Source organism: Mycobacteroides sp. CBMA 271 (genome assembly GCF_009729205.1).
In the GTDB taxonomy this organism is placed as follows: domain Bacteria; phylum Actinomycetota; class Actinomycetes; order Mycobacteriales; family Mycobacteriaceae; genus Mycobacterium.
The window spans coordinates 198,260-212,825 of the sequence record NZ_VTHB01000007.1 but is presented as its reverse complement, the minus strand read 5'-3'; the positions used below and the strand labels follow the sequence as shown (position 1 = coordinate 212,825).

Annotated in this window: 14 protein-coding genes; 8 read left to right on the top strand and 6 right to left on the bottom strand. The window is 64.7% G+C overall.

All coding sequences use genetic code 11. The features are described from left to right. Positions 1 to 85: 85 nt before the first annotated feature. Positions 86 to 634, top strand: a complete 549-nt coding sequence (locus FZI91_RS19090; protein WP_155940643.1) for a TetR/AcrR family transcriptional regulator — start codon at positions 86 to 88, stop codon at positions 632 to 634. A 39-nt stretch (positions 635 to 673) separates the two neighbouring features. On the opposite strand, the gene alc is transcribed toward FZI91_RS19090, so the two are convergent. The 3 genes from alc to dctA are packed head-to-tail and all read right to left on the bottom strand — an operon-like array spanning position 674 to position 4,351. Then, positions 674 to 1,690: an allantoicase gene (alc, locus tag FZI91_RS19085; RefSeq protein ID WP_155940642.1), complete on the bottom strand. Its 1,017-nt coding sequence runs from the start codon at positions 1,688 to 1,690 to the stop codon at positions 674 to 676. Then, positions 1,687 to 2,964, bottom strand: a complete 1,278-nt coding sequence (locus tag FZI91_RS19080) for a DUF6986 family protein (protein WP_155940641.1) — start codon at positions 2,962 to 2,964, stop codon at positions 1,687 to 1,689. Before FZI91_RS19080 ends, alc begins: the two co-directional genes overlap by 4 nt. Before the next feature lie 25 nt (positions 2,965 to 2,989). Beyond that, positions 2,990 to 4,351 (bottom strand): C4-dicarboxylate transporter DctA, encoded by a 1,362-nt coding sequence (gene dctA / locus FZI91_RS19075; protein ID WP_155940640.1) that lies wholly within the window; start codon positions 4,349 to 4,351, stop codon positions 2,990 to 2,992. Between the two features lie 92 nt (positions 4,352 to 4,443). Here dctA and FZI91_RS19070 point away from each other — a divergent pair, with 92 nt between their 5' ends. Beyond that, positions 4,444 to 5,019, top strand: coding sequence for an NTP transferase domain-containing protein (locus FZI91_RS19070; protein WP_155940639.1), 576 nt, complete (start codon positions 4,444 to 4,446; stop codon positions 5,017 to 5,019). Here FZI91_RS19070 and FZI91_RS19065 read toward each other — a convergent pair. After that, positions 5,007 to 6,524: an NCS1 family nucleobase:cation symporter-1 gene (locus FZI91_RS19065; RefSeq protein ID WP_162526329.1), complete on the bottom strand. Its 1,518-nt coding sequence runs from the start codon at positions 6,522 to 6,524 to the stop codon at positions 5,007 to 5,009. The genes FZI91_RS19070 and FZI91_RS19065 overlap by 13 nt on opposite strands. Positions 6,525 to 6,733: 209 nt before the next feature. Between FZI91_RS19065 and puuE the strand changes: the two genes are divergently transcribed. Next, positions 6,734 to 7,660: an allantoinase PuuE gene (gene puuE, locus FZI91_RS19060; RefSeq protein WP_162526344.1), complete on the top strand. Its 927-nt coding sequence runs from the start codon at positions 6,734 to 6,736 to the stop codon at positions 7,658 to 7,660. Here puuE and FZI91_RS19055 read toward each other — a convergent pair. Next, a complete protein-coding gene (locus FZI91_RS19055; protein WP_155940636.1) occupies positions 7,615 to 8,355 on the bottom strand; it encodes an aspartate/glutamate racemase family protein in 741 nt (246 codons plus the stop codon). The genes puuE and FZI91_RS19055 overlap by 46 nt on opposite strands. Before the next feature lie 132 nt (positions 8,356 to 8,487). On the opposite strand from FZI91_RS19055, the gene FZI91_RS19050 reads away from it, so the two are divergent. The 5 genes from FZI91_RS19050 (at position 8,488) to pucL (ending at position 13,085) form a co-directional block, all read left to right on the top strand. Next, complete coding sequence (locus FZI91_RS19050) at positions 8,488 to 9,225, top strand: GntR family transcriptional regulator (RefSeq protein ID WP_155940635.1); 738 nt, start codon at positions 8,488 to 8,490, stop codon at positions 9,223 to 9,225. Between the two features lie 93 nt (positions 9,226 to 9,318). Next, positions 9,319 to 11,313, top strand: a complete 1,995-nt coding sequence (locus tag FZI91_RS19045) for a solute carrier family 23 protein (RefSeq protein WP_155940634.1) — start codon at positions 9,319 to 9,321, stop codon at positions 11,311 to 11,313. Next, positions 11,300 to 11,842, top strand: coding sequence for a 2-oxo-4-hydroxy-4-carboxy-5-ureidoimidazoline decarboxylase (uraD, locus tag FZI91_RS19040; RefSeq protein WP_155940633.1), 543 nt, complete (start codon positions 11,300 to 11,302; stop codon positions 11,840 to 11,842). The genes FZI91_RS19045 and uraD overlap by 14 nt, the downstream gene beginning before the upstream one ends. Further along, positions 11,839 to 12,162: a hydroxyisourate hydrolase gene (gene uraH, locus FZI91_RS19035; RefSeq protein ID WP_155940632.1), complete on the top strand. Its 324-nt coding sequence runs from the start codon at positions 11,839 to 11,841 to the stop codon at positions 12,160 to 12,162. The genes uraD and uraH overlap by 4 nt, the downstream gene beginning before the upstream one ends. 14 nt (positions 12,163 to 12,176) lie before the next feature. Continuing rightward, entirely contained in the window at positions 12,177 to 13,085 is a 909-nt protein-coding gene (gene pucL, locus FZI91_RS19030; protein ID WP_155940631.1) for a factor-independent urate hydroxylase, read from the top strand. Here the strand turns inward: pucL and FZI91_RS19025 are convergent. After that, positions 13,082 to 14,470 (bottom strand): amidohydrolase family protein, encoded by a 1,389-nt coding sequence (locus FZI91_RS19025; RefSeq protein ID WP_162526343.1) that lies wholly within the window; start codon positions 14,468 to 14,470, stop codon positions 13,082 to 13,084. The genes pucL and FZI91_RS19025 overlap by 4 nt on opposite strands. Positions 14,471 to 14,566 lie beyond the last annotated feature (96 nt).

Below are 14,566 nucleotides of genomic sequence, written 5' to 3'. Positions count from 1 at the left end.
CGGTTGACATGCGCAGACGCTAACATACCTAAAGGTATGGAGATGGCCGGGCGTCGGTCTGGACGGCATGGAGGTTCACGAGACGATGAGTTCCACGCGCCTTTCGGCCGAGGACTGGCTGCACGCCGGGTTCGACATCCTGGCAGCGGAAGGATTGCGCGAACTCAAGATCGAGACGCTGTCGACTCGCCTTGGTGTGACAAAGGGCAGTTTCTATTGGCACTTCTCGGATATCGAGGCCTATCGGTCCGCGTTGATCGGCGCGTGGGGTGACGGACTTACCGAGGATCACCAGGAAATGCAGGCGCTCGCAGACCTGCTTCCGCGAGAACGTCTGACCACGATGATGTCGATGCTTATGCGCCCGCGACAGTGGGCGTTGGAGCGCTCGATGCGAGAGTGGGCGAGGACCAACCAGGCCGCCGCGGAAGGTGTTCGGGCGTCCGATCGACGTGTGCTGCGGGCCGCGCGGTCCGTGTTCACCGACAGCGGTTTCGATCCCGATACGGCGCGGCTTCGTGCCGAATTCGCCTTCGCCGTCGGAGCCGGGTACCTCTATCTGGGGCCTCGCGGATCCGAGCGCGCCTCCGATAGCTATCGCGCGGCACTGGTGGATCTTCTGCTCAAGCCGTAGAGGCGGTTCAGAACCACCCCTGCCGATTCACACTGTCCGTCAGTGACTTTCGACGGGGGTCCGTCCGGTGGCCGTCAGCTCACCGAAGAGCCGTAGACGGGATAACCCGCCATCGGGGTAGATGTCCAGGCGGATGTCGGTGACTGGCTGGTCGCTATCTAGTAGGAAACGGTGCCGGGTGTCGGGCTGCAGTCGAGTACGCGGCAGCAGCGGAACCCAGTCGCCCTGAGCGGTCAAGCCCAATAGCCCCGCCGCATCGGGACTGTTGCCGACGAAGTACGAGGTATCGATCTCGGCCAGCCGGATCACGCCCTCGCCGGCGAGCCGCACCTGTACCCAGTCGTTGGCGCTGTCACGACGGCGGGCGGTCTCCCATCCGTCACCCATCTCGCGGGCGATCCCAGGAAACAGCAAGTTCTGCGGCGAACTGTAGAACCGGTTGGAGCAGTCGGTGACAAGACCTCCGTTTTCGATGGCGGCCAGATCGAAGGGACCGGCATCGAGAAATCGTGAGTCGGGGCGGCCTCGGCCATGGACGCGTAACCGTGCGACCCCGCCGTCCGGGTACATCGTCAGCCGCACGTGTGTCCACCGCTGCGTTGAGCTGACGTCGTAGACGTTGCGGGTGTCGCCGTAGGCCTTCGTGCGTTCGACGATGCTGTGCCAGAAGGTGTCCCGGGCGATGTCCGCTGCTGGGGGATATCCGTCGATCTCCGCCGCATCGACCGAAATCTCCGGCGGGTAGTTGCCTTTGAACCAGGCGGTGTCGACGACCACACCCGCGATCACACCGGGAACGCCCAGCCGAACGATCGCGGAGTCATGGCCGGGATCACCGGCCGGGTCGCGCCGGCGCCGGGTCTCCCATCCGTCGTACACCTGCCCCTTATGGCCGAATGTCGCGGGCCGGTAATCCGCGGGCCCGGGTTTGATCAAGTTCTCCTTTTCGGCGAACAAGTCATCGTTGGTCCAGATCACCGCGCCGCCCAGCGGGCGCAGCGCCAGGTCGGGCAGCATCGTGAAATCGGGCAGCCCCGTAGGTGTATTGCCGGTCATCGCGGGTCGGTTCCTCCTGTCGCGGTCCGTTGTACGAGTTGGTCCAGTACCGCTCGGTCGCATCCGGGAGCAATCGCGGTCACCTCGTCAACCGTGTAGGCGCCGCAGTCCAGACCACGCAGTATTCCGGCCGCCAGCGCTTGCGCGGTCGCGGGCTCGTCGACCACCGCGCCGCCCTGCCGCCGCAGATAGGCATCGATACGTGGCCCGGCGACCGCCAGGGCCTGCGCGTGGAAGCCGTAGGTGGCTAACCACCGGGTGAGTAGATGTCCCGGGTGCATATCCCAGCCTTGCCAGTAGCCACGTTCGAGGGCGCGGGTGACCAACCGGTGGTGCCTGGTGATCGCGGCGGCCTGCTCGTCCGCGGATCCCTCGGGCATGACCTGTGTCGAGCCGTCGCACACCCACACGCCGGTCTGAGCTGCTGCCGCCATCATCACCGCCTTGGCGTGGTCGGCCACGGGATGTTCCAGGGACTGGTGGGTGGCGGCGATCCCGCATGCCGCGCTGTAATCGTAGGTGCCGTAATGCAATGCGACGAGGCGTCCCTGCGCCATGTGGATCGCCTTGGCCAGCGTAGCTGCGCCGTCGGCGCCCAGCACGGCCTGAGGGCTCTCGATCTGAAGCTCGAAACGCAGTGAACCACTGGGCAGTCCGTGCACCCGCTCCAGCTCGTCGAACAGGCGTAGGGCCGCGTCGACCTGAGCCAGCGCGCGGAACTTCGGAATCGTCGTCACGAATCCTCGCGGCACTCCCGACGCGCCGTCCAGCACCAGCTCCAGCGTGCGCACGCTTCGCCGCAAGTGCAGCGAGGTGAGGCCCTTGATCCGGATACCCAGTACCTGAGGTGGATTCGCCGCCGTCGACAGCGAGCGCAACGTGCGCCCGGCCTTGCGTGCGTCCGTGTCCTCGGTGCTATCCGCGCGCCAGCCGTAACCGTCCTCGAAGTCCAGTCGGAGGTCCTGGATGGGAGCGGTGGCGAGCTGCTTTAGGACACGGGGGAGGACGCCCTGGATATCGAGTGTGGCCAGCGTCTGCTCGTGGCGCCCGGCAAGCTCAAGCGCGGATGCCCCCCAGCGCTCGGGTGTCTGAGCGTCGGCTAGTCCCGCACTGACATAGGCGGTATGAACGGGCTGCGGTTGACCGCGGTCCTCGGGATACTTGGTCGCCAGATCAGCATCGGCAGCTGCCAAGAGTTCCGCGATGGGGGCGAGCCAATCGAGACCACTGGTATCTGATGGGTCCGATGATGATGCCGCTGACACGGGTCCCATGCTCGCAGACTCGTTGCGACAGCGCTCAGGCGTGTGCAGGTGCGGATTCCTCGTCGGACTCGTCCGCGACCTGTTCACCGGCGAGAACTCTGCGCATGCGGTCTTTATCGAGCTGGCCTTCCCAATTGGCCACCACTAGCGTCGCCACGCAATTGCCCAGGAGGTTCACCGAGACCCGCATCGAGTCCATGATTCGGTCGGCGCCCAGCAATATGGCCACCGCGGCCACCGGGATGGCGCCGTGACCGATGGCGGCCACCGTCGCCGAAAGCGCCAGAAACGACGAGCCGGGCACGCCCGCCATGCCCTTGGAGGTGAGCATCAGCACCAGCACGGCAGTGATCTGTTCACCGATGCTCAGGTTGACCCCGAGAGCCTGTGCGAGGAACAGCACGCAGATCGAGAGGTACAGGGTGGCGCCGTCCAGGTTGAACGAGTACCCGGTGGGTATCACCAATCCCGTTGTCGTCCTTGAGCATCCGACGTTGTTGAGCTTCGTCATGATGCGCGGCAGCACCACCTCGGTGGAGGCGGTGCCCAGGGCCAGGAACAACTCGTCCTTGATATAGACGATGAACTTCCATAGATTCACCCCGGCGAAGATCCTGGCCGCCGCTGCCAGCACACCGATGAACAGCAGTGCGGCCAGATAACAGGCACCGATGAGCTTTCCGTAACTGCCCAGCGCGCCGATCCCGTATTGGCCCACGATGTAGGCCATCGCCCCGAATGCCCCCAGCGGCGCCAGCCGCATGATCCACCCGATGATGGTGAAGAAGATGTGGCTGAGGTGGTCGATGAACTCGAGTACCACCGGTGGGCCCGACTCCCCGAACTTGGCCAGCGATAGCCCGAAGAGCACGGCGAAAAACAGCACCTGGAGCAGCGCGTTCTCGGCGAAGGCGGAGACGATGGAGGATGGGATGATGCCGAGCAGGAATTCGACGGTGTGCGGCAGCTCGCTGTTGTTGGTCTTCTTCGCGATGGCATCGGCCCCGGTCGCCAGCGTCCCGGCATCGATGTGGAAACCCGAACCCGGCTTGGTCAGGTTGCCCACCAGCAGGCCGAACAGCAGCGCGAAGGTGGTGACCGCCTCAAAGTAGATGAGGGCTTTAACGCCGATTCGCCCGACGGACTTGAGATCCCCGACATGCGCGATACCCAGCACCACCGTGCAGAAGATGATCGGGGCGATCAACATCTTGATCAGTTTGATGAAACCGTCGGCAAGCGGGCGCAGGTCGGCACCGACTCCCGGCCATTGCCACCCGATGATGACGCCGGCGACAATGGCCACCAGCAGCTGGACGAATAGCGACCGATACCAGGGCGGCTTGTTCGCCAGACGCACCATCTCGCTGGCGGGGAGCTCGAACGCGGCCGTCATCTGCGAGACCGTAACGACGGCCTGTTTATCGCATGTAAACGGAAGATTCGGCCCGTATTACGCCGGGCGTCGCCGTGAGGTTCGATAGGAGGATGCGCGCCGCAGAGTCCGATCCCGCTGACGGTGTCGTCGTCGGTGCGGTACTCGCGGCAGGGGCCGGCAGCCGTTTCGGAATGCCAAAGATCCTCGCCGAGAGCGGGCGTTGGCTTGACTTCGCGGTGACGGCTCTGGACCACGGTGGCTGCGGCGAGATCTACGTCACGCAGGGTGCCGCGCGAGCCGAGATACCTTCGCCAGCAAGGGGTATCGAGGTGCCTCGATGGCGCCACGGTGTCTCGGAATCTGTGCGCACGATACTGGACCTGCTGGGGCCGCGAGCGGACGTCGCGGGAGTGGTCTTCCACCTGGTGGACCTGCCTTCTGTCGGGCCGGAGACGGTGCGGCTGGTGCTACAGGCCGCGGGCGGGCGTCGCGAGGCGTTGGCGCGGGCGACATTCGCGGGCAGACCGGGGCACCCGGTCTACATCGGTTCGGAACATTTCGGCCCGGTGCTGGCCACCCTCACGGGCGATCGAGGGGCCGGGCGGTACCTGGCGGGCCGTACCGATGTGATCGATGTGTCGTGTGACCATCTCGGAGACGGCGCCGACCGGGACTACCGGCCGTAGATCAGGTGGGTAGGGGCGTGCCGCATGCCCGGGAGATAGACGCCGAAGCCGATACCCGCGCCCACGAACCAGGTGAAGCTCGCCAGATACGCGCTGCCCCAGAGGACGGTGCCTATAGCGACCAATGCTCCGGCGATGGTCGCGGTCACCGCGACCGGGTTGATGCCGCCGCGGTAGTAGTACGCACCGGAGGGGGAGAGGGTGAAGAGGTCGTCCACGATGATCGTGCGATGGCGCACGAGGTAGAAATCGGCGATCAGGATCCCGAAGAGCGGACCGATTACGGCGCCCAGTATGTCGAGTGTGTAGTGGATCGTGTCCGGGTTGTTGTAGAGGTTCCACGGGGTGATGAGGATCGAGCCGACGGCCGCGATCATCCCGCCGGTTCGCCAGCTGATCCGTGTCGGTGCGAGGTTGGAGAAATCGAAGGCCGGTGAAACAAAGTTGGCCACGATGTTGATGCCGATGGTGGCGATCGCGAAGGTGAGTACGCCCAACACGGCCGCTGTGGTGTTGTCGATCTTGTCCACGATTAGCACCGGGTCGGTGATGATGGCGCCGTCCGCGTCGCGCCCGATCACCGTCGCCCCCGCCGACACCGTGCACACCACCAGGACCGCGAAGAACACGAAGTTCAGTGGCAGCCCGAGGATGTTGCCACGCTTGACCTCGTCGAAGCTACGCCCATACCGCGAGAAATCGCCGAAATTGAGCATGGGGCCCGAGAAGTAGGACACCACCAGGGCTATCGCGCTCAGCACTGCTGCCGCCGCGGCAAATCCGCTCTTGGGCGGTCCCGATGCCAGGCTGAAATGCACATTCTGCCAACCGGCCTCGACAATCAGGTAGGCCGCGAGCGTCAGCATCACCACGTACACCGCGGGCCCGCAGACGTCGATGAACCTGCGGATCGCCTCCATGCCGTTCCAGAAGACGACCGCTTGCAGCACCCACATCAGCAGAAAGCCGCCCCAGCCGAGAACCGACAAACCAAGGAAGCCGTACTCGTCGGCATTGCCATAGCGGCTGAGGGAGGGCTGGAACTTCACCGCCAGGAGCACGAACGCCACTGAGGCCAAATAGGTTTGGATGCCGTACCAGGCCACGGCGATCAGGCCACGGATCACGGCGGGCAGATTGGCGCCCCGCACACCGAATGCGACTCTGGCGGTTACCGGGTACGGCACACCGGTCAGCTGTGAGGGGCGTGCCACCAGATTGCACAACCAGTACACCGCCACGATGCCGACGACCAGGGCCAGTAGCACCTGCCACGCCGAGATTCCCAGCGCGAAAAGACTTCCCGCGAAAACGTAGCCGCCGACGCTATGGACATCGGACATCCAGAATGCGAAAAAGTTGTAGCTGGTCCAACTCTGCGTCCGCAGCGGCGCCAGGTCACCGTTGGTCAATGCCGGGTCGTACCCGGGTTTGATCACGCTGTCCCCGGCGGCACTCCGCCCGGTGGGCGCAGCGATGGCATCGGCCGCGAGTACACCGGTCACAAGAACCTCCAAGGTATGTCGACCGGCAACGATGACGCCGGTGACACCCGAAACTAAGCGGCCGGTGTTGCCGCCGTGTTGCGCGAAGACAATATCTTCGCCGGACCAGAACCAGGTCAGCGGAATCTGATTCGGTGCGGTGATCCGATCGGCCTACTATCGTGCCCACGATGGCTCAATATGATGCCGAATCGGCGATACCCCGCGACATGGTGGGATACGGACGTGTGCCGCCGCATCCGCGGTGGCCCGGCGATGCCCGCATCGCGGTGCAATTTGTGCTCAATTATGAAGAGGGCGCTGAAAATAACGTCCTGGACGGATCGGCGGCCTCGGAGACATTTTTGTCGGAGATGGTGCCGGCCGAGGCGTTCCCCAATCGGCATATGAGCATGGAATCGTTATACGAGTACGGCTCACGTGCCGGGCTCTGGCGCGTTTTGCGGGTGTTCGAACGCCGCCGCCTGCCGCTGACCGTCTTCGCGGTCGCGCGGGCCTTGCAGCGCAACCCGGAGGCGGTGGCGGCGTTTGGTGAGCTCGGGCATGAAATCGCCTGTCACGGCCTGAGCTGGCAGTCCTATCAGCTGGTGTCCCCGGATGTTGAGCGTGAGCATATGGCGCAGGCCGTCCGAATCCTGCGTGATCTGACCGGCGAGGCTCCGGTGGGCTGGTACACCGGACGTGATTCCCCCCAAACCCGGCAGCTGGTGGTCGAGCACGGGGGGTTCGTCTATGACTCCGACTCCTATGCCGATGATCTGCCGTATTGGGTTCGCGTGCCCACCGATGACGGCGGCGCTGACCACCTGGTGGTGCCCTACACCTTGGACACCAACGATATGCGGTTCGCCTCGCCGGCCGGATTTCCCAGCGGGGAAGAGTTTTTCACGCATCTGCGCGATGCGTTCGACTACCTCTATACCGAGGGGGAGGCGGGCAGCCCGAAGATGTTGTCGGTCGGTCTGCACTGCCGGTTGGTGGGCCGTCCGGCCCGGACCGTCGCGCTCGAACGCTTCCTGGACCATGTGCAGTCACGGGAGGGCGTGTGGATCGCCAAACGCGTGGACATCGCCGAGCACTGGCGTCGGGTTCATCCGGCGGGTGTGCCGCCGAATGAATCAAGCAGTCCTGCATAGGATTTAAGTGCCGGCGGGGCGAACTCGCCCTGCCCCGACTTGCGTAGGCCCATCGCGACCAACGATTGCACCAGGTTCACCGCGGCGGCCACTCCGTCGATCACCGGTAACCCCAGCTCTGACGAGATGTCTCGACACAGGCCGGCCATCCCCGCGCAACCCAACACGATCACCTCGCTGCCATCGTTTTTCGCGGCGCTGCGGCAGCGTTCGATAAGAATCTCCTTGGTCTGCGGGTTCTCATCCAGGTCCAGTACTGCGATGTCACAGGCGTGTACACCCCGGCAGAAGCATGACATCCCATAGCGTTCGGCCAGATCCCAGGCGCGCCCCGCGGTGCGTTCCAGCGTGGTGACCACACTGAACCCCCGGCCGAGGTGACTGGCCATATGCATTGCGGCCTCGGCGATACCGAGTACCGGGCCGGCGGCCAGTTCCCGTGCGGCATCGAGGCCGGGATCGCCGAAACAGGCGAGTACGTACCCGTCGGTGCCTTCGGATTCCGCGCGGCGGATCTCGGCGAGCACGCCGGGCACACTCAGCGCCTCGTCGTAGTGGCTCTCGATCGACGCCGGCCCCATTTCCGGGTTCACGGTGGTGATATCGGTTCCCGGCCAGGCCGCCGACTCGGCCACCACCCCGATGCCCTTCGTCATGGCCTCGGTGGTGTTGGGGTTGATCACCCGTATCCGCATGGCCGACAGGGTACGTCGACGCGGTGAGTGGGGCACGGCATTGATGGGCACCACCCGCGCCATGAAACGTTCGCGTTAACTCTGCGTCGCCACCGATGGCGGTGGAGTGCGTCCACTGACAAAATCAGGTCGATGTCGCGCACATTCCGGTACCGAAGGCTGATCAATGAGCTGCGCGCCAACCGGTCCGGGCATAACCAGGGCAACGTGCTTGATGGGCTACGACGTGCCATCCTCGATGGTGCCGCCCCGCCCGGATCGGTGATCCCCATCAACGAGGTCGCCGACACCTATCAAATCAGCCCGATCCCCGTGCGGGAAGCTCTTAAAACCCTTGTGGCCGAGGGGCTTGTCGATCATCGGACCAACGGCGGGTATCGAGTGGCTCAGCTGACCCTTCCGGAGCTGCGTGAGATCTATTTCACTCGAGGCGTTCTCGAGCGTGCCGCGCTGACCCAGTCCGCGGCACTCGCGACGGCCGAGGATCTGGATGTCGCTCTGGCCGAGCACGAACAATTGCAGCGGGCCACTGTCGACGGCGATATGCGTGCGTTTCATCTGCATTCGCGACAATTTCACCGGGCGCTCGTCGCTCCGTGCGGTATGCACCGCCTGTTGCACATGTTCGAGGCCACGTGGAATCTGACCGAGCCGTTCCAGGTGATGCGGGCGGTGCCCGCGTCGGCGCAATTGCAGTTGCACGCCGACCACGAGGCGATGCTCACCGCGGTGGCGCGACGCGATACCGAGGCCCTGCTGGCCGTCGCGGCAGCCCACCATGACCGCCTGGAGTCGGTAATCGTCTCCGCCGCAGGGCAATTAGATGTGATTATCGACACCGAGCTTGGCCCGCCGGTCGGAAAAATATAGATACGCGGCAATATGCCCGCAACACAGCCGACTTAGCGTCGCTTTCGCCGCCGGCAACCGCGCCCGGAACACAGAAGGTTTGGAGGTTCTGCGATGAGTGCCGACACTACGCGAGCGACCTCGCCCGGGGGCAAACGCAGGAGAGTGCATCCTGTGGACGAGGTGCCCTCCGTGGGCAAGCTCGTCACCCTGGGTGTGCAGCACGTGATCGCGTTCTACGCCGGTGCGGTGCTCGTGCCGCTGCTGATCGCGCGCGCTATCGACCTGGACGCCGAGGCGCTGACCATGTTGATCACGGCCGACCTGTTCACCTGCGGTATTGCCTCGATTCTGCAGTCGGTGGGCTTCTGGAAGATCGGTGTGCGACTGCCGCTCCTGCAGGGGGTCACCTTCGCCACCCTCGCTCCGGTGATCAAGATCGCCAACGATCACGGCGGTGGCCGGGTGGGGCTGCTCACCGTCTACGGCGCGGTGATCGCCGCGGGCGCGTTTACCTTTCTTATCGCACCGTTCTTCGCCCGCCTGATTCGCTTCTTCCCGCCGATCGTCACCGGTTCGGTCATCACGATCATCGGGGTATCGCTGCTGCCGGTGGGTATTGGCGACGCCGTCCGCAACCCGCACAGCCCGGTGGCCGCCCACGATCCCGGCAACGGGCGCTGGCTGATGTACGCGGTGGGCACCATCGCGGCGATCGTGTTGATGCAGAGGTTCTTTCGGGGCTTCTGGAGCACGATCGCGGTCCTGCTCGGGCTGGTCGCCGGTACCGCCATCGCGTGGCTGGTCGGGGACACCGACTTCGCTCGCGTCGGCGAGGCGGACTGGATCGGATTCACCTCGCCGTTCGCATTCGGCGCCCCGCGGTTCGATGTCATCGCGGTGGTGTCGCTGATCGTCGTGCTGATGGTCACCGCCGTCGAATCCACCGGGGCGGTCTTCGCCACCGGCGAGATCGTTGGCAAGCGCGTGCGGGGCGCGGATATTGCCGCCACGGTGCGGGCCGACGGCATCGCCACCATGATCGGTGGCACCTTCAACTCCTTCCCGTACACGGCGTTCTCGGAGAATGTGGGGCTGGTGCGCCTCACCGGTGTCAAGAGCCGTTGGGTGGTAGCCGCCGCCGGGGTGATCATGATGGTGTTGGGCGTGCTGCCCAAGACCGCGAAGATCGTGGAGTCGATCCCGGCCCCGGTATTGGGCGGGGCCGCGATGACGCTGTTCGCGACGGTGGCCGTGGTGGGCATCCAAACCCTGGGCAAGGTCGACTTCAACGACCATCGCAACCTGATCATCGCCAGCACCTCCCTTGCGATGGGGATGTACGTGCAGTTCTCCCAGTCCTCGGGCGCGTCAACCGTCCTGGATCACGGCCGGGCCATTGCCGTCCCCGCGCTTCCGGGTATCGATCAGGCCGTTCCGGGACTGCTGCAGATCCCATTCAGCACCGGCATCACCATGGGCGCCATCACCGCGATCGTGCTGAATCTGCTGTTTTTCCACACCGGCAGCCGGGGCGTCGCGGTGGCTGGCGGGGGCTCCATCCGACTCGCGCAGGTCAACGAGATGACTCTTGAGGGATTCCGCGACACCTTCGGCGGCCTGGTGCAGGACGTGGATTGGGTCATCGACCGCGCCTACCGGCAGCGGCCGTTCGCCGACACCCATGATCTTCGCAGCGCCTTTCAGGAGGCGATGCTCACCGGCGATGACGACGAGCAGCTCGAACTCATCAGATCGTTCCCCGATCTGGGCGCCGAGGACGAAGCTGGGGAGATGGCGGCCGTCGATCACACCATCCTGCAGACGCTGGACGAGAACGAGCTGAGCAACGTGGTGAGCCTGGCCGATGCCTATCGCGAGCATTTCGGTTTCCCACTAGTGATTTGCGCACGCGAAACCGAGCGCTACGAGCGTCTGCTGCGCAATGGGTGGAGCCGGATGGAGAATTCCACCACCAGCGAGCGCGCGTTCGCTCTCATCGAGATCGCGAAGATCGCCAATTACCGGTTCGATGATCTGGTGGCCGATGCCAACCCCATCACTGCCGCTCGTTTCGGCCGCTTCGAGGATTTCCATGCGACGCGTTGACTGGCGGGGAATCGAGAGCTTCAACGAGCTCTCCGACAGCCAGGCGATCCATTGGCTCTACGAATGTTGCGCGTCCCGGATATGGGCGGTGCGGGTGGCGGCCGGACGACCGTTCCGCGACGAGCAGGCGCTGTACAACCGGGCGGACCTGATCCTGGCCGAGCTCACCGAGGCGGACTTGGACGAGGCGCTCGACGGGCACCCGAGGATCGGGGAGCGGTCCGACAGCGCGGCCTCCCAGAGTGAGCAGTCGGGCGTGACGGGCGCAGACGATGCTGTGCTGGCCAGGCTCAAGGAATGCAACGCGGAGTACGAGAAGCTTTTCGGCTATGTGTATCTGGTGTTCGCCAACGGTCGGCCCGCCGAGGAGCTGCTGGCGATTCTGGAGGAACGGCTCAAGAACGATCCGCAGAATGAGCGCCGGGTCATGAGAATGGAATTGGGCAAGATCAATCGCGGTCGCCTGGTGCGGATGCTTGGTCCTGCCGGACGGCATGCGGACGAATTCGAGAGGCAAGGCGAGTCATGACGGGATTGAGTACCCACGTGCTGGACGCGGTGTCCGGGCGCCCGGCGCAGGGGGTGCGGGTGACGCTGCTGGGTTCGTCGGGTGAACAACTGGGCAGCGCCACAACCAATCCCGATGGCCGGATCCGCGATCTCGCCGGGTCCGAGCTGGCCGCAGGGCGCTATCGACTGGTGTTCGACACGGGAACGTGGTTCACCGACAACGGGATCGAGGGGTTCTATCCGGAAGTGATCATCAGTTTCGACGCCGACGGCAGCGGGCACCTTCATGTTCCGCTGCTGTTGAGTCCCTACGCCTACTCGACCTACCGCGGCAGCTGAGAAAGGAAGCATCAATGGGAATCGTCCTGGGAGGCAACCAGTACGGCAAGGCCGAGAACCGGGTGGTCCGGATCTACCGCGATACCCCGCGCCACCAGATCAAGGATCTGAACGTGGGTAGCGCGCTGCGCGGTGATTTCGCTGCCGCCTACACCGACGGCGATCAACGCAAGGTGCTGCCCACCGACAGTCAGAAGCAGACCATTTACGCCTATGCCAAGGAAAAGGGTATCGAGACCATCGAGCGGTACGGCCTGGATCTGGCGTATCACTTCGTGGACGAGTATGAGCCGGTGACCGGCGCGCGCATCGAGATCGACGAATATGCCTGGGAGAGAGTTGTTGTCGATGGCCGCGAGCATGACCACACCTGGGCCCGTAAGGGTCAGGAGGTGCGCACCGCCGAGATCACCGTCGACGGCGTCGGCGCGCAACAGCGCACGTGGGTGATCGGTGGTCTCAAGGATCTGGTGGTGCTGAAATCGACGGGTTCGGAGTTCCACGATTTCCTGGAGGACAAGTACACGATCCTGCAGCCGACGACTGATCGGGTGATGGCCACCTCGCTGGTGGCCAAGTGGCGCTTCGTGGGTACCGATGTCGACTGGGATGCAACATATGTCGGGGTGAAGGCGCTTATTCTGGAGCGGTTCGCCACCGTGCACTCGCTGGCCCTGCAGCAGACGTTGTACGAGATCGGCAAGGCGATTCTGCAGACCTATCCGTCGATCGCGGAGGTCCGGCTCTCGGCGCCCAACAAGCACCACTTTGTCTACGACCTATCGCCTTTCGGGCTGGACAATCCCAACGAGGTGTTCCACGCCGACGATCGTCCCTACGGGTTGATCCAGGCCACGGTCGCCCGTGACGACGCCCCGGACGCCGGACCGGCATGGTCCCCGCATCTGTCCTGGTTGCTTTAGCGATCGCCCTCGAGGTAGTCGGTGATATCGCGCCCCCGCACCAGCACGGAGCTGATGGCAGGCTCTCGGAGTCCCATCAGCAGGCGAAACAATGTCTGCTCGGTGGCCAGCTGCTCGTCCTCGGTGCGGACGGCATGGGACAGATTGTCGGCCAGGGGTTCCCATCGTTGCGGATCGATGACCAGGAAATCTGCCTCCTTGCCTACGTCCAGGTTGCCGAACGTGTGCTCCCGATCCAGTGCCCGGGCCCCGGCCAGCGTCGCGGTGAACAGCAGTTCCGCCGGGTGTAGGGACACCGAGGCCGAGGCAGGTTCAGAGATGTGGACCTTGAAACAGTCGTTCAGGACGCGAGCCAACAGCCATTCGTCGCCGGCCCCGACATCGGTGCCGAGCGCGACGTTGACTCCGCTGGCGACGGTGCGTCGCCAGGGCATGGTGCCCGACCCCAGGAACAGCTGGGAGGTGGGGCAGTGCGCGATCGAGCTTCCCGTCTCCGCCATGCGGGCCAATTCCTGGTCCTGGCAGTGCACGCCGTGCGCCAGGATGCTCCTGCGGCCCAACAGGGTTGAGCCGCCTTTGCGAGAGCCTGGTAGGAAATGACCGTCATAGGTATCCAGATAGCTCTCGACGCCGTAGGTGGAGAGAGTGGTATCCACCTCGCCGGTGCCCGGGCGGGCGTTCTCGTTGAGGTGAGAATGGAAGTAGACACCCCCGCCGCGTACGCCGTCGTAGAGCTCGCCGAGTGCTGCGAGGGTTTCGGTGGTGACGGACAGCGAGAACCTAGGCACCAGTGCGACATCGGTGAGGGCATCCCCGTGCCAGGCCTCGATTTCCTGGGCACACAATGCGATCGCGTGTTCCGTCGTGGTGAGCAGCGGCCGGGCGCTCTCGGGCCCGACGGTCTGCACACCGCGCCCGCTGACCATCCGCAGACCCGCGGCACGGGTTGTGGTGAACAACGCCTCCTGCGCTTCCGGGAAGGCGGAGCCCATCACCATCGCGGCAGTGGTGCCGGCGGCGATGCGGCGGCGGCAGAACGCGACGGCCGCGCGCCGCGCCAATCCGGGATCGGACAGGCGGGCCTCAGCCGGAAAGATGCAGTGCTCCAGCCACTCCAGCAGCTGGCCGCCGCTATAGGAATCGGTGCAGTAGGTCTGCGGGAAGTGCATATGGGTGTCCACGAAGCCGGGCAGCAGGAAACCTCCGCGATGGTCACGCACGGTCCACGCGGTGTACGCCTGGGGCAGTTGCGCATACGGTCCGCAGTAGGCGATCACACCGTCGGTGTCCACCGCCAGTGCGCCGTCGGGAATCGACTGCAGGTGCGCGGGGGCATCGGTCACCGTGGGGGAGCCGGTGATGTGGAAGATGTGCCCGCGGTATATGGCAGCGGCGATCGGGTCCATGGCACCATAGTGCACAGTGCGCCTCGGTGGCGCAGCGCGAGGCGCGGCGGCGGGGTATCCCGATGAGTCCAATTC